The 19,723-nt window shown below is 63.9% G+C and carries 18 protein-coding genes; 9 read left to right on the forward strand and 9 right to left on the reverse strand.

Annotated features, from left to right (window positions below; translation table 11 throughout):
- Positions 1-173 precede the first annotated feature (173 nt).
- The 5 genes from EYQ35_08100 (at position 174) to EYQ35_08120 (ending at position 5,291) form a co-directional block, all read left to right on the forward strand.
- Complete coding sequence (locus EYQ35_08100) at positions 174-731, forward strand: hypothetical protein (GenBank protein ID HIF64096.1); 558 nt, start codon at positions 174-176, stop codon at positions 729-731.
- A 66-nt stretch (positions 732-797) separates the two neighbouring features.
- On the forward strand, positions 798-1,004 hold the full coding sequence (locus EYQ35_08105) for a hypothetical protein (protein ID HIF64097.1): 207 nt from the start codon (positions 798-800) through the stop codon (positions 1,002-1,004).
- A 31-nt stretch (positions 1,005-1,035) separates the two neighbouring features.
- Positions 1,036-1,614 (forward strand): pyridoxamine 5'-phosphate oxidase, encoded by a 579-nt coding sequence (gene pdxH / locus EYQ35_08110; protein ID HIF64098.1) that lies wholly within the window; start codon positions 1,036-1,038, stop codon positions 1,612-1,614.
- A gap of 98 nt (positions 1,615-1,712) precedes the next feature.
- On the forward strand, positions 1,713-2,093 hold the full coding sequence (locus EYQ35_08115) for a DoxX family membrane protein (GenBank protein HIF64099.1): 381 nt from the start codon (positions 1,713-1,715) through the stop codon (positions 2,091-2,093).
- Between the two features lie 273 nt (positions 2,094-2,366).
- On the forward strand, positions 2,367-5,291 hold the full coding sequence (locus EYQ35_08120; protein ID HIF64100.1) for a hypothetical protein: 2,925 nt from the start codon (positions 2,367-2,369) through the stop codon (positions 5,289-5,291).
- A gap of 118 nt (positions 5,292-5,409) precedes the next feature.
- Here EYQ35_08120 and EYQ35_08125 read toward each other — a convergent pair whose 3' ends face one another.
- Both EYQ35_08125 and EYQ35_08130 read right to left on the reverse strand, forming a co-directional pair.
- Positions 5,410-7,203, reverse strand: coding sequence for a long-chain-acyl-CoA synthetase (locus EYQ35_08125; GenBank protein ID HIF64101.1), 1,794 nt, complete (start codon positions 7,201-7,203; stop codon positions 5,410-5,412).
- Between the two features lie 13 nt (positions 7,204-7,216).
- Entirely contained in the window at positions 7,217-7,975 is a 759-nt protein-coding gene (locus EYQ35_08130) for an SDR family oxidoreductase (protein HIF64102.1), read from the reverse strand.
- Between the two features lie 105 nt (positions 7,976-8,080).
- Between EYQ35_08130 and EYQ35_08135 the strand changes: the two genes are divergently transcribed.
- Positions 8,081-8,365: a DUF4212 domain-containing protein gene (locus EYQ35_08135; GenBank protein ID HIF64103.1), complete on the forward strand. Its 285-nt coding sequence runs from the start codon at positions 8,081-8,083 to the stop codon at positions 8,363-8,365.
- On the forward strand, positions 8,362-10,194 hold the full coding sequence (locus tag EYQ35_08140) for a cation acetate symporter (GenBank protein ID HIF64104.1): 1,833 nt from the start codon (positions 8,362-8,364) through the stop codon (positions 10,192-10,194). Before EYQ35_08135 ends, EYQ35_08140 begins: the two co-directional genes overlap by 4 nt.
- Before the next feature lie 23 nt (positions 10,195-10,217).
- Here the strand turns inward: EYQ35_08140 and EYQ35_08145 are convergent, their stop codons facing one another.
- From EYQ35_08145 to EYQ35_08160, 4 genes are read right to left on the reverse strand one after another with little or no spacing between them, the layout of a single operon-like run.
- Complete coding sequence (locus tag EYQ35_08145; GenBank protein ID HIF64105.1) at positions 10,218-10,628, reverse strand: VOC family protein; 411 nt, start codon at positions 10,626-10,628, stop codon at positions 10,218-10,220.
- Positions 10,629-10,651: 23 nt separating this feature from the next.
- Entirely contained in the window at positions 10,652-11,257 is a 606-nt protein-coding gene (locus EYQ35_08150) for a hypothetical protein (protein HIF64106.1), read from the reverse strand.
- Positions 11,258-11,701 (reverse strand): MOSC domain-containing protein, encoded by a 444-nt coding sequence (locus EYQ35_08155; protein ID HIF64107.1) that lies wholly within the window; start codon positions 11,699-11,701, stop codon positions 11,258-11,260. It lies immediately after the preceding gene.
- 56 nt (positions 11,702-11,757) lie between these two features.
- Entirely contained in the window at positions 11,758-12,909 is a 1,152-nt protein-coding gene (locus tag EYQ35_08160) for a flavodoxin-dependent (E)-4-hydroxy-3-methylbut-2-enyl-diphosphate synthase (protein HIF64108.1), read from the reverse strand.
- 61 nt (positions 12,910-12,970) lie between these two features.
- Between EYQ35_08160 and EYQ35_08165 the strand changes: the two genes are divergently transcribed.
- The gene (locus EYQ35_08165; protein ID HIF64109.1) at positions 12,971-13,378 is read left to right on the forward strand and encodes a CoA-binding protein; all 408 of its coding nucleotides are present in this window, start codon (positions 12,971-12,973) and stop codon (positions 13,376-13,378) included.
- Positions 13,379-13,722: 344 nt separating this feature from the next.
- Here EYQ35_08165 and EYQ35_08170 read toward each other — a convergent pair whose 3' ends face one another.
- Positions 13,723-15,840, reverse strand: a complete 2,118-nt coding sequence (locus tag EYQ35_08170; GenBank protein ID HIF64110.1) for a thioredoxin domain-containing protein — start codon at positions 15,838-15,840, stop codon at positions 13,723-13,725.
- Between the two features lie 248 nt (positions 15,841-16,088).
- Between EYQ35_08170 and EYQ35_08175 the strand changes: the two genes are divergently transcribed.
- A complete protein-coding gene (locus EYQ35_08175) occupies positions 16,089-18,314 on the forward strand; it encodes a hypothetical protein (GenBank protein HIF64111.1) in 2,226 nt (741 codons plus the stop codon).
- A 3-nt stretch (positions 18,315-18,317) separates the two neighbouring features.
- Here the strand turns inward: EYQ35_08175 and EYQ35_08180 are convergent, their stop codons facing one another.
- Together EYQ35_08180 and EYQ35_08185 are read right to left on the reverse strand one after the other, a co-directional pair.
- Positions 18,318-19,139: a DUF481 domain-containing protein gene (locus EYQ35_08180; GenBank protein ID HIF64112.1), complete on the reverse strand. Its 822-nt coding sequence runs from the start codon at positions 19,137-19,139 to the stop codon at positions 18,318-18,320.
- A gap of 64 nt (positions 19,140-19,203) precedes the next feature.
- Entirely contained in the window at positions 19,204-19,617 is a 414-nt protein-coding gene (locus EYQ35_08185; GenBank protein ID HIF64113.1) for a CBS domain-containing protein, read from the reverse strand.
- Positions 19,618-19,723: the final 106 nt, after the last annotated feature.

Genomic DNA, 19,723 nt, shown 5'->3' on the forward strand with positions numbered 1-19,723 from the left:
CGGCTGTTCGCCTATCGGCGGTTGTGACTGTTCGCTTTGCTGATCTTCCATGGGCGGCATTTCTCCTTGCGAAAGCTGTTCTCGCGACCCGCAGTGTAGCCTGCTGTTGACCCTTGGCAAGGCCGGCTTGCCACCGCCTTCCAGTTTTGGCAGGGCTCGGCTAAACATGGGTCATGCAATCCCCCACCCACAGCCGAGCGCCTCTCTCTTCGAGCGAGGTCGCCTGGTCAAAACGGGCCGTGGCCCGGGTCGCCCTGTGGATGCAACGCAACACGCCGGGTATCTACCAGTGGCACGCCGCCCGCGAGAACCACCGCTGGCACAGCGAAGTCCCATTTTCGCCCCTGCTGAAGCCGCTGAAGCAATGCCGGGTAGCCCTGGTGAACTCGGGCGGACTCATCCTCGACGACCAGCAGCCCTTCAACCTCGCTGTCGAAGAAGGCGACTGCAGCTACCGGGTGATACCTGGAGATGCCGACCCCGCCCGCCTGGTGGTCAGCCACATGTTCTACGACGCGCACAATGTTGAACTGGACAGCGGCGTGATGCTGCCACTGGCTGTGCTCAAAGACTTCGCCGTGGAGGGAAAGATAGGCAGCGTGGGTCCCCGTCACTTCAGTTTCAGTGGCGGCATTCCCGACCCTGGCGAGCTCATCGAGCGCTACGCCCCTGAGGTGGCCGAGGCCATGGTCTCCGACGAAGTGGACCTCGCGATACTCACGCCGGCTTGAGGCTACTGCCACCGGGCCGTCGGCCTGGTAGCTAGAGCCATCGAAGAGCGCGGCATAGCCACCCTCATGGTCACCCTGCTGCCCGAAGCGACGCGCAAGCTCGGGGTACCGCGCACGTTGCACTTTCCTCGACCACTGGGAACCCCCATAGGTCGACCAGGTGACAGGCAAACCCAGGCTCACGACCTGGAGCTATGCCTGCAGGCAGCCGCCCAACTTGGTCGCGAAGAAATGGCCGAGTACAACGGCGACGAGCTGAGCTACCCCGTATAACAACGCTGCCCCCTGAAACGAAAAAACAACGATGGCCATAGACCCCGTAAAACGATTCAATCGCTGGTTCTCCGAAGCCAGGCGAGCCGGCATAACCCTGCCCGAAGCCTGCGCCATGGCCACTGTAGACAGCCGCGGCCGCCCAACGCTGCGCTACCTGTTACTCAAGCAGGCCGGCCCCGACGGTTTTGTTTTCTATACCAACGCCCAGAGCGACAAGGGCGAGCAGCTGCGCAACAACCCGGCCGCCGCGCTGGCGTTCTACTGGGATGCCACCGGACGACAGGTGCGCATAGAAGGAACCGCCACGCTGCTATCGGCCGCGACGGCCGACAAGTACTGGGCCACCCGTCCCCGCGGCAGCCAGCTGGCCGCGGCTGTATCGCAACAGAGCCGAACTTTGTTCGACCGCTCACGGATGATGGCCGAGTATCGTCACCTGGAGAAAAACAGCGAAGGCCAGGACATCAAGCGCCCCGACTACTGGAAGGGGTACTCCATCAAGCCTCGGCGCATCGAATTCTGGACGCGGCGGGAACCACGACTGCATCACCGGGAATTGTTCGTAAGGCGCAACGGGGAGTGGACCAGCCGCCTGCTGCAACCCTGAAGACCACGTTCCACCGCACCGCAGATCACACAAAGGGCTGGCGCTGTTGACCACGGCCCCGCCGACGCAGACAATGGAGACCCCGGGGGAGAACAACAATGGAAACGCGATTGACGATGGTTATACGAATTCTGTTGGGCCTGGCGATGTTCGTGTTCGGACTCAACAAGTTCCTGCACTTCATGCCCACGCCCGAGCACCACGGTGCGGCGGCTGAGTTCCTCGGATCACTGGCTGCCTCCGGCTACATATTCCCAATGGTTGGAGTGGTCGAGACCGTGTGCGGCTTCCTGCTGTTGACCGGCCTGTTCGTGCCACTGGCGTTGATCCTACTGGCGCCGGTGACGTTAAACATCGTCGCCTTCCACGCCTTCCTCGATCCGGCCGGCATAGCGGTGGCCGCGCTGCTGGCCGTGCTCCACGTTTACCTTGGCGTGGCCAACATCGACCGCTTCAACGCCCTGCTGCGTTCCAGGTAGCCGCCCTGTCTCCGGGCGGCCGACGGACAGGCTTTGGGCCAAGCAGCCCCCCTACCCCCCCGGCCGGGGGTGCGTAGATGCGACTTTCTTCATGCGAACGCACCCACTGCCGAAGCACAAGCGATTTTGTGCTTGACAGAATAGCAACCAATTTCCTAGGCTTGTACCGGGCGTGTCTGCTTTGACCCGACCCCTTGAACTGTGAGTGCAGCCCGGTGCCGAGCGGGAAGGCCACGGCCTGACAGCGATGCCCCGTTGGAGGAAATTGCCGTAATGAAAAACGTACACAACTCGTCGTTAGTGGCCATGCGGGCCGTGGCTTCGTTATTTTTTGCAGCCTTGGTTTTTACCGGCGGCGTGCTGCTCCAACCGGCCACCGGGTCAGCAGCCGCGCTCACGAGCAAGCTCGAAGGCAAGTGCGTTTCAAAGGTGTCCAAAGCTGCCACCAAGGCCGCCGCTACCACGGCCAAGTCACTGGCCAAGTGCCGCGACGCCGACATAAGCGGAAAGGCGGTAGGCTCGTGCCCGGACGCCAAGGGCCAAGCGAAAATAGACAAGGCCAAGGCCAAGGCCACGGCGACTGCTGCCAAGAGCTGCGGAAGCACCTGCACGGTGTCGGGAATCGACTGCGTTGCCGACAACGGCTGTCCCCCGCTCGGAGGATCGGCCAACGAACTATGCAAGGGCGACGGTGCCTTCGACATGGGCACCATCAACTACCCGGGCCCGTTCTGCGAATCGACCCTGGGTGTAGCACTCGCAAGCGCTTCGCAGATAGGCGAGTGTGCCGGGCAGCTCGCTTCTGCAAGCGGCTCTGATCTCGTTGACCTGTTATACGGATCCATAGGCAACGCCGATGGCCTTTCGAAGGTCACGGCCAAGTGCCTGTCAACGATCTCCAAGTCAGCAGTGAAGCTTACCTCCACGATAGCAAAGGGGGTGGCCAAGTGCCGCGACTCGATCAACAATGGCAAGACGCTGGGCAATCCACGTACCTGCACCACCGACGACACCAAGCTGGCGGACAAGATAAGCAAGTCCGACGCCAAACTGCGCGCTGACATAGCCAAAAAATGTATTGCTTCCGACATCCTGCAACTCGACCTGTGCGGAGAGGGAGTGGGGGGCGTCACTTCGATAGCCGATGCCCAGGATTGCGTGGCGGCTGCCGCGGCTGAGCTGGCCGATTCCCAGGAGTTGGCCCCAGACCGCAGCTACTCATCGCGGTCGATAGTTGAAGCCGCTTACCCTCCCACGGCGGTCTGCGGCGATAATGTCATAAACCAGGGGCCGAGCAGCAGTATGCTGCTCGGAGAAGAGTGTGACGGCACCGATGCCGCCAGTTGCCCCGGCGCCTGTTTTCCGCCGGGCGACCTTTTCCAGTGTACCTGCGCAAATGTGTCGCGCTATCGGCGACAAGCCGACTCTCTCGCCTCGGACTCTGACGCTGGCTGGATAGGCGGCTCGCACGACCAGGCCACACCGAACAAGGGTGGGTTCATACTGGACAGGACGGACTGCGACTGCTCTGAGCTGACCAACAACACCTGCACCGGCAGCTCGGCCGACCCCGTCTGCACGATAGCAGCAACCACCAGGCCCACTTGCTCGAACACACCCGGCGTGGGCAATTGCCTCAGGGACGAAGACTGCCGAACCTGCGATTCGTTCAACAGTGATGCCGGCGCGAGCTGCTCCGACCACGACGACTGCCAGGCCCAGTGCTACGACTCGGGTGGGAGCCCGGTTGGCAACTGCAGCTCGCAGGCCGACTGCGGAGCTAACGAAGTATGTCGTGGCCAGTGCGACCGAAGCGCCGACTGCGTGTACCTTCTAAGCAGCAATCCCTTCCCGGTATCCAACGGCGGAACGCCCGTTTGCACGCTGCAGTTAATGGCCACCGACGTTAGCGGAACTCAGAACATGCAGACCGGTGCCGCCGAGTACTTCTACGAAGCCAACAGCAAGGTCTTTCTCGGCATAAATACCGCCACCCCTTGCCCGGTATGCGGTGGCTTCTGCGACGGGGGCACCTTCGAAGGCCTGCCTTGTAGTGGCAGCTGTAGTACCAGCGGTGACGAGTGCCGCTTCAACAGCGACTGCGCGGGGGGTGAAACCTGCTCAAGCACGTCAGGCGACTGCCCGGGCAGCACCTGCAACCTGTCTAATATCTGCTTCGGTGGCGCGGGATATGCCAAGAACGGAGCCGCCTGCGAGGTGGGCGACGTTGATGCAGTTTTCGGCTCGGTTTCTAACGACTGCCCGCCCGACGTGGGCGCGTCGATATCGGGCGAGTTCGGGCTACGCATACGCCACTTGCCCAACACCACGCACTCCCGGTCCCTGGATGCCGCTGTCGATGGCGTGCCCTGCTCGGCCGCTGGTTTCGAATTGTTCGACTGCCCCTGCCCGGATGCGGGTGGCGTGCCTACGCAGGTCAACTCATGCAACCCGGGCTGCAACGCGGGGATAAATTCGGGCGGTGGTTGCGCAGACGGCGTCGGTAGCGGAACCTTCGCCAGCTGCGCCGCGGGCGCCAACGTGGCCAAGGCCTGCGACGAGGACTCCGACTGCCCCGGTAGCAGCTGCGAGAACCCCCTCCACTGCGAAGGCGATCCCGCGACCGAGCACGTGGCCTGTACCAGCAGCGCCACCTGCGGAACCGGAACTTGCGTGGACGCCTGCCCCGCTGGCCTCTGCATACCGCTGTGCGAGCTCAAGACCGGGGATCCGTGGCCCCTGGACCGCGAATGTTCCGCGGGACCCACCGAGACGAGCTGCACCGGCGAGGGACACTCCTTCCGCGTCTGTGATAAATCCAGCATCGGGGCGGGCTGTAGTGCCACCTGCGTCACCGCCGGTACTCCCTGCACGAGCCAAGCAGACTGTGGAGTGGGCGACAGCTGTTCGGGGCCTTGCGAAGAACGCCGCCAATGCGAAGCTGGGCTCGACGGTTTCCTCGGAAATGACGACGATTTCATTGGAGCTGCCGGCTGCATCGAAACGAATCTGGAATGTTTTGCCCCGTTGATAGAGGGCAATGGCTTGCTGTCTGGCAACGCCGATAACTACCAGTCGATCAGCATTTACTGTTACACGGCCACCACGTCACCCGCGATCAATTCGGGAGCGGGATTCGGCGGCCCCGCACGTAACCACGAGGTCGGTGTCAACTTATCGAACGGCGTGCTGCCCTAAGGTCGCGCAACGAATGCGCCCAGGGGCTACCAGCCCCTGACATTACCGGGCCCGTGCTGCCATGCGCAGTGCGGGCCCTTTTTTCTGCGAGCCCAGCGGCGCGGCTCTCCGGCGAGCGTCAGACCCTGACGCTACCGTCTACTATTTGCTTTCGCAGTGCCTCGTCGAGTGGCGCGTAACAGCCGGCCTCGTCGTCGCGAAACAGCACCGGGTCGGCCACCACCGCGGGATCAAAACCCTCGCGTACCAAGTCCGTCTTACGGTGCTTGAAGGTACCCGTCACGTCCACGACCTCCACCAGGCGCAGGAACAGTGGCTGCGCGTAAGCCGCCAGTGAACCCGTCACCTCGCTGTACAGCTTCTCGAGGTCGAGCTCGCCATCAACAACCAGGGCCGCCATGCCGGCCCTGCCGTCCGCGCCCGGCACCTCTACGCCGTAGACCGTGGCCTCGCTCACTCCCGTGCAGGCCGTGAGCTGCTCAGCCACCTCGTTGGTGGATACGTTCTCGCCCTTCCAGCGAAAGGTATCGCCGATGCGATCCACGAAGTAGTAGTAACCGTTGGCGTCGCGCCTGAGCAGGTCGCCGCTGCGGTACCAGCGGTCGCCGCTCTCGAACACGTCCCTCAATACCTTGCGCTCCGAGGCCTCCCTGTCGGTGTAGCCTTCGAACTCGGCCACCGGGCGGCCCTTGTCGGCCGGCATCCGGCACACGGCCTCGCCCACCTCGTCGGTCTCACAGGCGATCATAAAATCGTCCGCGTCACGCGGATGGGAATCGGACTCGACGTCGTAGCGCACCAGCTCCACGGGCAGCATGGGCTTGGCCCAGGCCGGCACGCGCCCTACCGAGCCCACGGTGTTATCTACGTTTATGAGCGCAAAGTTGGCCTCGGTGGCACCGTAGAACTCGCGTATTTCGGCCAGGCCGAAGCGATCCCGAAACTCTTCCCAGATGTCGGGCCGCAGACCGTTGCCCACCGCGCACCTGACCGAGTGCGCGCGATCATATTCGCTCGGCTCACCGTGGAGCAGGTAGCGACACAGCTCACCGATGTACAGGAAGATGGTGACGCCTTCTTCAGTGCACTCGCGCCAGAACGCCGACGCTGAAAAACGCCGCCTGATGACCAGGCAGCCGCCGTTGAGCAGCGCCGTCGCGACCGCGATCACGCCGCCGCTCGAGTGATACAGGGGCAGCACGCAATACACCTTGTCGTTGGGCCCGGCGTCGGCCAGCACCGTGTAGGCCGCGCCAACTCCGAGAAAACGAAAGTTACTGAAGTGAGCGGCCTTGGGATTGCCGGTGGTACCCGAGGTGTAGATATAAAAAAGATCGTCACGCGAGCGGGCGTTCTGGCGCAGCGAGGCCGGCGGCCGTTCGCTCGAAGCTGTGGCCAGCACCGGGTCCAGCGGCAAACAGCCCTCGTGCTCGCCACAGCTCACCCAGGCGCGGGGCGCGTCCTGCAACTCATCGGTGATCTCCGTCCAGCGCTCGGCCAGCGCGGCGCTGACAACCAGCTCCCGCGCGCCCGACACCGTGATCGCGTGGGCCAGCTGGGCACCCGCGAGGTTGGTGTTGATCAGCGCAGTCACGGCCCCGAGCTTGGCCAGTCCGAACCAGGTGATTATGAACTCGGGGCGGTTCTCCATCAGCAGCGCCACGACGTCGCCGTGCCCCACCCCCTGCGAACGCGCCCACGCCGCCACCCGGTTGGCGGCCTCGTCCATGTTCCGGTAACTCACCGATTCACCCTCGAAACGCAGCGCGGTTGCCGAGGGTGTACGGTCGACCTGCTCTTCGAGCTGGCCGGCCACGGTGTGCATGCCGCCGGGCTTGAAGCGCAACATCTTCAGGCCGGTCCTGCCAAGGACCCTTATCGTCCTCAATTCTCTCGACAGTCCTTCGAACATCAGCTCTCCCCCCTCAGCCGTGTGCCTGGCCCATTCCACCGTCCATCACCACGATGTCGCCCGTCACCATGTCGGCCCGCAGCAAGCCCATGATGGTTTGCGCCACGTCGTCGGGTCCCGCCACGCGCTTGAGCGGGGTCGCCTCGGCTGCCATCTGCTTGATAACGTCGTAGTGTTCGCGATCCTTCCACCAACGGGTGTCAACGAAGCCCGGCGCCACGGCGTTGACCCTGACCTCGGGGGCCATGACCCTCGAGGTAGTGACCGTGAGACTGTTGATAGCGGCCTTCGAAGCACAGTAGGGAATCGAACTGCCCATGCCGTAGACGCCGGCCACGCTCGACAGGTTGACCACCGCGCCGCCCTCACCGGCCTTGAGCGCATCGGCCGCCGCGCGCGTGCAGTAGAAGGTGCCGCGCACGTTGGTGTCAAAAATACGTTCCCAGTCCTCGTCGCTCACGCCCTCGAGATCGTCGTGGGGCACGAAGCAGGTCACGCCGGCGTTGTTCACCAGCACGTCGAGACCTCCCAGTACTTCGACCGTCTCGGCCACCATCGCTCGCACCTGCTCGTCGTTGCCCACGTCGGCCTTGACGGCAAGCGACTTGACGCCCAGCCCTTCGATCTCTGCCGCGGTGGCCTCACAATCCTCGCGCGAGCGCGAGTAGTTTACCGCCACGTGGCAGCCGGCAGCCGCCAGTGCCAGCGCCGTGGCCCGTCCTATGCCCACACCACCACCGGTTACAAGCGCCTTTTTCCCTTTAAGTTCCATGGTCTACCTTCTACCCGCAAAGCCGTATACCTTCCAGTCTCGCCCGCGAGCCAAGGGCGCGTACCGGTTGCCACCCCTGGAAACCGGAAGGAACGTAATCCCCTTATGAAAGATTCTATCGCCGAGCGCTACTGGCGCACCAACTTGAAGATCATGGCCGTGCTGCTGCTCATCTGGGCGGTGACGAGCTTCGGCCTGGGCATAATCGGCGCGCCGGCCCTCAACGAGATACGCCTCGGTGGTTTCCCGTTGGGCTTCTGGTTCGCCCAACAGGGCAGCATCATCGTCTTCGTGTTGTTGATCGGCATCTACGCCGCCCTCATGAACCGCGTGGACGACCGCCACCACCGCGAGCTGCAGAAAGAGCGTAGCGAGGGGGCGGGCAAATGAGCGTTTCGGCGTGGACCTACCTCTTCGTGGGCCTGAGTTTTTCGCTGTACCTGGGCATCGCGTGGCGAAGCCGCGTGCGCGACACCCGCGGGTTTTTCGTGGCTGGGCGCGGAGTACCCGCGATGGCCAACGGCATGGCCACTGCCGCCGACTGGATGAGCGCCGCCTCGTTCATCTCCATGGCCGGATTGATTTCCATGATGGGCTACGCGGGCGGCGTGTACCTCATGGGATGGACGGGCGGCTACGTGCTCCTGGCCCTGTTGCTGGCGCCCTACCTGCGTAAGTTCGGCAAGTTCACGGTGCCCGACTTCATCGGCGACCGCTACGATTCGAACGTAGCGCGCGTTGTGGCCGTGCTGTGCGCCGTCTTCATCAGCTTTGTTTACGTGGCCGGACAGATGCGCGGCGTGGGCGTGGTCTTCTCGCGCTTCCTCGAGGTCGACATCAATGTGGGCGTCGTCATAGGCATGGCCATCGTCTTCGTCTATGCCACCCTGGGCGGCATGAAGGGCATCACCTGGACGCAGGTGGCCCAGTACTGGGTACTCATTACTGCCTTCCTCGTCCCCGCCATAGCCATCAGCATACGCCTGACCGGCCACGCGCTGCCGCAGGTGGGCATGGGTGCCGAGCTGCTCGACAGCGCATCGGGTGGTGGCGTGTACCTGCTCGACAAGCTCAACCAGATCCACGCCGACCTCGGCTTTGCCAGCTACACCGATGCCTTTGCCTCGCAGCGCTGGAACCGGCTCAACGTGGGCCTTACGGCGCTCGCGCTCATGGTGGGCACGGCTGGCCTGCCGCACGTGCTGGTACGTTTTTACACCGTCAAGAATGTGAAGGCCGCGCGCTGGAGCGCATTCTGGGCGCTGTTTTTTATCTCCATGCTCTACCTCACCGCGCCGGCCACGGCCGCGTTTGCGCGCTACTACATGATAGACAGCCTGCAGGGGCAGAGCCGACAGGAACTGCCCGCCTGGTTCGAGAGCTGGGAACAGACCGGGCTCATCGCCTGGTTCGATAACGGCGACAACCGCCTTCGTTACTCAGCCGGTGAAGACAACGAGGTGTTCAGGAGCGGCAGCATGGCGGCTACGCGCATGCAGGCACTGGCTACCAGCCACCAGCGCTGGCTGGACGGTACCGGCGGCGAAGACGCGCGGCCCGAACTGCGCGAAGCCGGCCTGTCGGGGCCCGACCGCGACATCATAGTGCTGGCCACGCCCGAAATGGCCGGCCTGTCGGCGTGGATCATAGCGCTCATGGCAGCCGGCGGACTGGCGGCGGCGCTGTCGACGGCCAGCGGCTTGCTGCTGGTCGTATCGTCGAGCGTCGCCCACGATCTTTACTACCGCATCATCAACCCGCAAGCGTCCGAGGCCAAGCGACTGGCCGTGGGCAGGGCCACCATAGGACTGGCCGTGGTGGTGGCGGGCATATTCGGAATCTATCCACCGGGCTTCGTAGCCGAGGTTGTAGCGTTTGCCTTCGGACTGGCGGCGGCGAGCTTCTTTCCGGCCCTGGTACTGGGTATTTTCTCTCGCCGCGTGGGCACCGTGCCTGCCGTAAGCGGCATGGTGGTGGGCATCGGCTTTACTGCCGCCTACATTATAGGCAACCGTTTTTTCGGCATGCCGGCCTGGTGCTTCGGCATAAGCGCCCAGGCCATAGGCTCGGTGGGCATGCTCCTCAACTTTGCCGTGGCCTTGCTGCTGGTGCCCTTCTGCAAACCGCCGGGGCCCACCGTGCAACAGCTCATCGACCGCATACGCGAGCCCGAAGGCTCCGGCCCGGCCGTCGACATCGAGACCGCAGCCGGGCAGTGAAATTACCAGGGGGCGGGCGCCGCTCAGTCCTTCTTGATCCAGCCCTTGCCGGGCACGTGGTTCATCTCCACGCGTATCCCGTCGGGATCTTCGAACAACAGCGAGTAGTAGCCGGGAGCCCACTCGTCTTCGCGCGGCGGGTGAACGATGGTAGCGCCCATCTTGAGGAGTAGCTCGTGCAGCGTGTCTACATCCTGGCGCTCGCGCGCGCGCAGGCAGACGTGGTGCAAGCCGCTGCGCTGCTGGTCAAAGCGGTCGCCGACATCACCCCTCTGTATTCCGATAGCGGTGCGGCCTCCTATGCAGTAGTAGTTGTCGGCGCTGTCTATGAGCGGCGTCAGCCCGAGCTCGGGCAGAAGGTGGCCCCAGAAGACCCTGCAGGCCTCGAAGTCACTCACCGTCAACATCACGTGAGCTATACCGTTTATTTCCATGTCTCGCCTTCTCTCCCGGTCGCTCAGCCCCTGCTGTTCGCACGACGCGCCAGCAGGCGAGCGTAAATTCTCAGCGCCGCCAGCGCCAGCATCACGGCCACGCCCACCGCGGCTACCGGTCTCTGCGCGGCTCCGCCGGCCCATGTCACCGTGAACACCACCCAGAGATACAGCATGCCGCTGCGATGGAGCAACAGCCAGCGTTTCCTGCCCAGCGCTTCGACTGCAGCGTCGCTACTGGTGGCAGCCATCAGGGCTATGACCACGAAACCTCCGCTGCCGGCTACCAGGGTGAGCGGGTCCACTCCCAGCTCGACCAGCTGGACCAGCGTGAGCAAGGCCAGCAGGTGAACGCCGTGCGACATGGCCATGCCCAGGCCCACGCGCCGGCGCGAAGCCAGCAGCGAGAGCGCCCAGCGTTTCCTACTGAGATGGGCAAGAGGTGCCGCCGCCCAGGCCAACACGAACAGCAGGCTCGACAGCGCCCCGGTAGACCTGATCACGATACGCGCCGAATCCTCGCCCGAGTCACCCCCACCCAGGGCGGCCGCCACCAGCAGGACCAGCAACGTGGCAGTAGCCGGCAGCAGTCGATGCGCGCGGGGTTTCGTAACCGGTAAAACCATCATTCAGCCGCGGGGCTCTGCCACCACGATCTCGTCGCCCTCGCCCACGCTACCGTCCTCGATCACGCGCACGCAGATGCCACCGCGGCCGAGCAGCGAACGGGTCATGCCAGGCTCGGTGAGCGCCTCGATGTAGGCGCAGGGCGGACGAGGCCGGTCGTACTCGAACAGCGCGCTGCCCAACCTGAAACGCAGCCCGGCCAGCGCTTGCAGGCCAGCTCCCTCTACCGCACCGCCCTCTATCATACCGCGCACGACGATATTGCGCCGGTGCTGGCCCTCGCCCACGGCCACGCCCGTGTCACGGGTAATGGCGTCAAGATCCTCGGCGCTTATCAAGGTCACCTGGCATTCGTCAACGCCGGTCCAGTAACCGCTGCGTTCACAGTAACGGTCGCCGTCAAGTCCGCGGCCGGCCAGGGCCGTCACGCGGTCCACGCGCAACATGGGCTCGCTTCCGCGAACCGCCACGTACAGTGCTTCAACGCGGGCAGCCAACTCTCTCAAGCTCCCTCGGCCGCAACCTGCGAGGCAATGATCTGGTCGAGTTCGGCGCGCAGGCGCGGCAGTATCTCTTCATAGGAATACGAGCCCAGGCTCTCGGGCCCACGCTTGAGGTTCACAAAGGTTGGCGCGCACCACAGCCCGAGGTCGGCGTCATCGGTCTCGCCGGGGCCGTTTACCCTGCAACCCATGATGGCAATGGTGAGCCTGTGGTCGCGGGCATAAGCCGTGAGATCGCGCACGTCTTCGGCCAGCTGCACGAAGGCCTCGTTCTCTACCCGCGAACAACTCGGGCAGCTGATAATGTTGAGTCCGGGCAGGCCGTAGTCGACCACGCTGCGCACGCGGCCAGCCGCTACGTCGGCGAGGATGCTGCGCGCAGCCTCGATTTCTTCGCACTTGCGATCGTTGGGTACGGTGAGTGACACGCGCAGGGTGTCGCCTACGCCACGGGCCAGCAACTGCTCAAAAGCGATGCGCGTCTTGATGACTCCGTCGGGTGGAAGGCCAGCCTCGGTAACGCCCAGGTGCAGGGGCACCCCGGGGCGCTGTTCACTGAAGCGCAGGTTGGCGTCGACCACCTGGGCGGGGTCGGAATCCTTGAGCGATACGCAGTAGCGGGTAAAACCGATAGAGTCGAGAAAGTCCGAGTGAGCGGTGGCGCTCTCCACCATGGGCGTCACGGCGTCGCCGGGCCCGTAACGGTCGGCGAGCTCAGGGTCCACCGAGCCGCAGTTGACGCCGACCCGCAGCGCGCAGTCGTTGTCTGCGGCGACACCCGCGATCATACGGACCTTGTCCTGCCAGGACCGCTCACGCTCGTGGTGATAAAGATGCCCGGGGTTATAGCGCAACTTGTCCACCCAGGGCGCGACCCTTTCCGCGAGGCGGTAGTTCTCCTGCAGGTCCACCACCAGGTTGGCATCTGTACCCTTGCGTATGTCGGCCAGGGCATCGGCGTCAGCGCGACTGTCTACGGCCACCCTCACGAGATCCGCGCCAACCGCGTGCAGCGCGTTGACCTGCTCGAGCGTGGCCGCCGCGTCGCTCGTAGGCGTGGCAGTCATGCTTTGGACGGCAATGCGATTGCCATCGCCTATAACTACCGTGCCTACGGCGACAGCGCGGGTGCTTTTTCGTTTGATGTCCATGGGTGGTGTAGCCAGCTTAGAGAATAGGAAAAGCTTCCGACAAGCGCTAACGTAGACGCGGGTGGAAGCGGTACCCGAAATTCCCAGGCGGCTGTTGACCGACTGCCGCATCATTGCCGTGGTCGGGCTGTCTGACGACCCCGGCCGCGCCTCGCACCGGGTGGCAGCCTACCTGCTGGCCGCCGGTTACGAAATCGAGCCCGTAAACCCGCGCGTGGCAAGCGTGCTCGGGCGCGACTGCTCACCCGACCTGGCCTCGCTGCCGCAGCCGGTAGACATCGTACAGGTATTCCGACGCTCGCAGTACGCGGGCGAGGTGGTCGACGCGGCCATCGAAGCCGGCATCCCCGCCGTTTGGTTGCAGGACGGCGTAGTCGACGAACAAGCCGCCGCGCGCGCGCAGCAGGCGGGCATGGACGTGGTCATGGACCGCTGCATGATGCGAGACCACGCGCTGCTGGACCTGTAAGACGCGGCCAGCAGCACTGCAACTGCCCTTTTACGCAACTGTCTCGTCCGCTGTTCGTTATTCGAACACCATACCCAATCGTTACAACCGCCCCTGATAACCTTAGTAATCACTGCTCTTATTCACCGCAACGACCAGTGCCGTCCCCCCGGCAAGTTTCGTATGCGACACAACCAACGGCCATCCTCTACCGCTTACTGGAATAAGGCGTATTCTCCGAATCAGAATGATTTGATATTTCCCGGTTACCGCCCCCCCCTTGGTGGCCGGGAACGGGATCCCGGCAGGTTGGGACTCCCCTTTCTCCTTGCCTGCCGGGGTCCTAAAGTTCTGCTGCCGAGCGGCTACTGGTAATTTTTGACCGTGGAAATCAGTTCGGCAAACTTCTCCGGGTCGGTCGTCGGAAACTTGCACACCCGGTTCTCACAGACGTAAGCCGTCACCTTGCCCTCGATCGCCGTCTTCTCTCCTACCAGAGGCACTAGTCCTGCAAGCTCGCGCGCCTGCTCCCCCTCGGTGACGGCTGCGACGATGCAGTTGGGCAGGTAAGTGCGGCTGAGCACCGCGGTGAAGGGGCCGAGATCATCGTCGTCAGCCGAGCGCACGAGGATGACCTCCTTTGGACTGTCGAGATAGTAGTCCAGTGCCGACAGCATGCGGGGACTACCAGCCGGATAGCGCCCCAAGGCCGTGGCAAACGCGCCCAGCGTGCGCTCGGCGCGTTCTTTCCACCGCTCGTCGGTCGTGAACTCATACAGGCGCATGAGGTTCGATATCATGACCGAATTACCCGAGGGACGTGCGCCGTCGTAAGATGGCTTCTTGCGCACCAGCAGGTTCTCTCCGCTCGCCGGCGACAGGAAATAGCCTCCCGCGGTCTCGTCGAGGAACTCCTCGTCGGCGCCACCCTGCAGCTCGAGCGCCAGCTCCAACCAGCGCCGGTCGTAGTCGGTTTCGTAGAGATCGAGCAGGGCTGCCACCAGGAAGGCGTAGTCGTCAAGCACGCCGTCGTGCCGCGCCTTGCCCGATTTCCATGAACGCCGCAGGCGGTTACCGTAGCGCAGCTGCGACACCAGGAACTCACCGGCCCTGACGGCCGCATCGACGTAACGCGGTTCGCCCAGGGCACGCCCGGCCTTGGCCAGCGCCGAGATCATGAGTCCGTTCCAGGCCGTGAGCACCTTGTCGTCCAGGCCCGGTGGCTGCCTGTCGGCGCGCAGCTCGTACAGCCGCGCGCGTATGGCGTCGAGCCGTTCGCGGTCGACCGCAGCCGCGTTACGATCAACGTAGAGAATGCTTCGGCCTTCAAAATTACCGCCCTCGGTAACGCCCCAATAGTTGCGGGCAAATTCGCCTTCGTCTTTTCCCAGTGCCTCGTCTAGCTCGCCCGGTGTCCAGGTGAAGTACAACCCTTCTTCTTCGTGACCACCGGGCGCCGGGCTGTCGGCGTCGGTGGCCGAGTAAAACCCGCCAGCCTCGTCGGTCATCTCGCGCAACACGTAGTCGAGTATCTCGCGGGCCACCCGGGCAAAATCATCGCGGCCACTGACCTGCCAGGCCTCCACCAGCGTCGACGCGATTAGCGCGTTGTCGTAGAGCATCTTCTCAAAGTGCGGCACCAGCCAGCGCGCATCGGTGGAGTAGCGATGAAATCCGCCACCCACCTGGTCATACACGCCGCCCTGCAACATACGCTCAAGGGTGATGACCACCATCTCCAGGGCGCGCTCGTCGCCGCTGCGACGGTGGTAACGCAGCAGCATGTCGAGCATCACGCTACGCGGGAACTTCGGCGCGCGGCCAAAACCTCCCCACTGTTGGTCGAAGGAAGCCGTCAGAGACTGAACTGCTTTCTCCAACATCTCGTCACCCGGTACTCCCACCGGGGCCGCGGCACGGGCGGCGGCCTGGAGCCGTGAGGTCAACCGGGCCGCCTGCTCTACGACAGCATCGGGATTGTCGGCGTAGTTATCCGAAAGTGTTTTTAAAATGCTGAGAAAGCCGCGACGAGCACCTCGGTCACCGTCGCGCGCGGGAAAGTATGTTCCGGCAAAAAATGGCTCGCGATCCGGTGTCAGCATTACGGTCATCGGCCAACCGCCGCGCCCGGCCAGTGCGTGCACCGCGTCCATGTACACCGCGTCAACGTCTGGCCGTTCTTCACGATCAACTTTTATGGCGACGAAATGCGAATTAATGAAAGCCGCGATCTCGAGATCTTCAAAGGACTCGCGCTCCATGACGTGGCACCAGTGGCAGGTCGAGTAGCCAACGCTGAGCAACACCGGCCGACCCAGGCGATGCGCAGCCTCGAACGCCTCATCGCCCCAGGGGTACCAGTCCACCGGGTTGTGGGCGTGCTGGATCAGGTAGGGGCTGCCCTCCATGGATAGGCGATTACTGAATTCAGGCGAACCGTCCTCCCCCAGGTGGTGGGTACGCGGCGCGTAGCCGGCCGGCATGGCGTCGAGCGCTTCGCTTATGTCGTCGAGCACAGCCGCGGGGCGTGTTTCGCCCCCGGGCTGGGCTGCCGGCACCTCCCACCCCCTCGACGGGGGCCCCTCGGGAGACGTGCAGGACGCCCCCAGGGACAGGACGGCAGACAAAACCAGCGGTAGGAGGTAGTGATCCTTGGTGCGGCAACGCATAAATAACTCCTTTGCGTTGGCGCTTTTGCCTCCGCGTAGCGACCATTGAAACACCGGGAGCGGTGAAACGTCGAACCGTGACATCGAAGAAACAGAAAGGAGGGCTGGCCGGCAGGCTGATGATAGGGCTGGCGCTGCTGGTACTGGTCGTCGCCCTGGCTGTGCCGCTGCTGATCAGCGAGCTGCTGCTGGACGCCGAATGGGTTAACAGCAACCTGCTCCCGGCGGTCGAGGCCAGGCTCGGGCGACGCCTGAAGGTCGACGAGCTGGATTTCAAGACCAGTTCGCTGTGGCTGCGCGGTGTCAGCTTGTCCGAGGACCCCGACTGGGCTCCCAACGACAGTCCGTTTCTACAGATCGACGAGGTCAGCCTGGGAATAAATCTCGCCGCGCTGTTCGAAGCACGACTCGAAATCGATTCGCTCTCCCTCAGTGGACTGACGATGACCCTGCGCAGGTCTCGGTCGGGTGGACTCAACACCGACTCGCTCAACCGGCCGCCCAGCATAGGCGAAGGCGACAAAAGCGACTGGCAGCCACCGCCTGGCAGCGCTGCGGTATCACTGAAGCTCAAGCAGCTGGTTATTCGCGACAGCCGTATCCTCTTGCTGCCGCCTGACGACGATGACGCTGCGACGGTGTCGATAGAAACGGCTCGCTGGAAACCGGCACACGGCGCGTGGCCGCTCGAAGCGAAGGGAACGCTCTTGTTTCCCGGCGGTCCCCGGCGTGACTTCGAGTTACGCAACCACGGCGAAAAATTCGTGCGCCTCTCGGGCCTCGACCTCGAGCGCGCGGCGTCCTTCGCCACCGCGTGGCGCGGCGACCTACAGCCGCAACTGCCGGCGCCCTCAGCAGGTAAAGCCAGGCTTGAACTGGGCACCCTCAGCTGGCGTGGACTGGAGATAAGCCGACTGTCGGGCCTGGCCGTCAGCGAAGCCGGGCGGCTGCGGATACGAGGGCTCACGGGTTCAATAGCTGGCGGTACCCTCGACGGTGAGGCCGACCTGTTTCCCGGCGGCAAACCGGATCGTTACTCCGGCAAGCTGCTGGTCAGGGACGCCGCGTGGGCCAGCGTGGCGACGGCAGTTTTCGGCCCCGGCTGGGCCAGCCAATCAGGCAAGCTCACGGCCGACCTGGGCTTCGAGGGCAGCCTGGACAACGACCTCGCGCTGGCCATAGACCTCGACCTCGACCGCCTCGATATGGTGAAAGTCGGCGAACGGAGCAGGGAGTGGAAGGGCGAGCTTCCCCTGCGGCGCGATCCCCGCGAAGTCCCCATCACGGCGCGCGGCAACTTTCGCGCTGGAGCCGTCATCCTCCCAGGCCTGGAGTTTGAGCAAGCCTCCGGCAAGGTTGAGTACGGCAGAGGCGTGCTCCGCGTTTACGAAACCGAGGCCGATCTCTACGGCGGAAGCCTGGGCGATCTAACCGCGCACGTGGACTTCTCGCCGAGGAAGACCGACCCAGCGCTCGGTGCTGGTTCATCTCCGGGGCCGGCCTGGAAAGCCGCGGGCAAACTCACCGGCGCCGATATCAAACTGGCCGTGCAGCACTACCTGCCGCCTTCATGGGGGACGCTTAAGGGCGTATTCAACCTCGAGGGTTCGGTGTCGGGAGCCGGCACGGGCGAGGAGTTGCTAACCGGGCTGCGCGCCGACGCGTCGCTCGCGGTACCGCGAGCCGGCTTCCGCGACTCCGCTTTCATGAAGGATCTCGCCCGCAAGACCGGCATCGCCCCGCTGGCAGAACTGAAAATGGTGGACTCGGGTGGGGACTTCCAGGTACGCGACGGGCGCGTCCACAGTCCCCTGGCGGTGTTCGGCAACAGCGCAGGCCAGCTGGCCCTGCGCGGGAGCGTGGGCTTCGACACCAGCATGGACTTCGACCTGTGGATAGGAATCGGCCCGGGCGAAAAACGTGAGCTACTGTCGGCGGGCATACTGATGCCCTATCTCAAGGACACCGAGGGCTGGACCTACGTGCCGGTGTCGGTGTCAGGCGACTTCAAGGATCCCGGTGTTGCGGTTCACCCCAGGGCGGTCGTGTCGACCGTGCTCAACGTGATCCCCGACGCGGCTGGGCGCATACTGGCGGAGGGCAGCGACGCGGCCGAGATCCTGCCAGGCGGAGCACTCGCGGGCAAGGTCGTAAGAAGCAGCGCCAACGTGGCATCTGGCATAGTCGCGCACGGCACGGGTGGGCTGCTGTCGGTGATAGATCGCTTCGGAAAAATTATAGGCCTCGACGTCAAGGAACCCTCGCCCCCACCCGCAACGAAGCCCTGACCGCTACCAGTCAAACACCAGCGTGTTGCGCAGCTGGACGTCGGTCTGCTCCACGTCACCCGGAGGCCGGCTGTCGTGCTCAAGTGACAGCGAGAGGTCCAGGCTGATGCGCTCGGTAACCCGCGTCTCGAGCAGGAGTTCGGCCATCGCGCGCAGGTCACCGGGATCGTCAACGCGCGGTTGCACGAAGACCGTGGCAGAAAAGTCCGCGCTCTCGCCCACGGCGCGCGACAAGGACAGGTAAGTGTTGAGCCGCAAGGCTGACACCGAGGAATCTTCACCGGAGCCGGTATCAACGTCCAGCGACTCGCTTTCAATCATCGCGCCGAGCCCCAACCAGGCCCTGCTGTGCTCGAAACGCTCCAGCCGTATCCTCGCACCGCCACCCAGGAGGGCGCGAATTTTGAGATCGGCAAACTCGTTGGTCTGCAGCTGCGCAAAGACCTCGGGGTCCAGCCGCTGGTCGCGCCGGAAGTTGCGGCGAATGTGGACCTGCCCTTCCTGCACGTAGGTACTGTTGTCTTTCTCGGCCACCCGGCCGCCGGCGATGAGCAACCAGGAACGATGCTCGTCCCACTTTTCGAGCCTCAGGCCCAGGCCGAAATCGACCAGGTCCACGTTACCCGAGCGCAGCGCAATGCTCAGGTTCAGCCTGCGACTAAGTCCCTCGCCGCCTTCGACCCGCCGCTCCTTCTCGGTGTTGAGGATGAGCGCAGACGAGTCGGGCGGCAGTAACAGGCCCACCATGAACGCGCAGGCAAGCGCGGCCACGAGGCCGCGAGAGTGTGCGCGTAGGTCGATACCTGTAAACGTAGGGAAGCTCACCGCGCGGCAGCTTCCCGCTTTCGCCTGCGGCGGTCAAGCCCGCCGCCGCATCGCGCGGCCGGGGTCAGCCGGAGACGTACTCGCGCAAGTAAGTCACTTCGGCGTTGGTCTCCTCGAGCTGGACCTTCACCACGTCGCCTATCGAGGCTATGCCCACCAGCCTTCCACCGTCCATTACCGGTAGATGCCTGATACGGTGTTCTGTCATTATCCTCATAACGTAGGCCACCGAGTCGTCGGGCACACCTACCAGCGGTGAGGGTGTCATGACTTCGCTGACCATGTGCGTGTCGAGACCGGCAATACCATCGCTGCCGCAGAGCCTGAGGACGTCGCGCTCTGTTATGATACCGACCAGGCTCCCGCCCGCGTCGCAGACAGGCAGCGCTCCAATGTTGTGCTGGTTGAGAAGATCAACCGCCTGCTTGACCGTACTCGCGGGATCGATGGTCTGAAGTTTCGCCAGACCGTGAGTCATTACATCGCCTATGGTTTTCATATCCGACCCTCCCGTCCTGCGCGCCCGCCGCCTGAAAACAAGCCTTTTGTCTGCCTCGTTTTCGACTCAGCCGGCGCAAGTCAAC

The organism is Candidatus Binatota bacterium (genome assembly GCA_012960245.1).
Lineage (GTDB): Bacteria > Desulfobacterota > Binatia > UBA1149 > UBA1149 > UBA1149.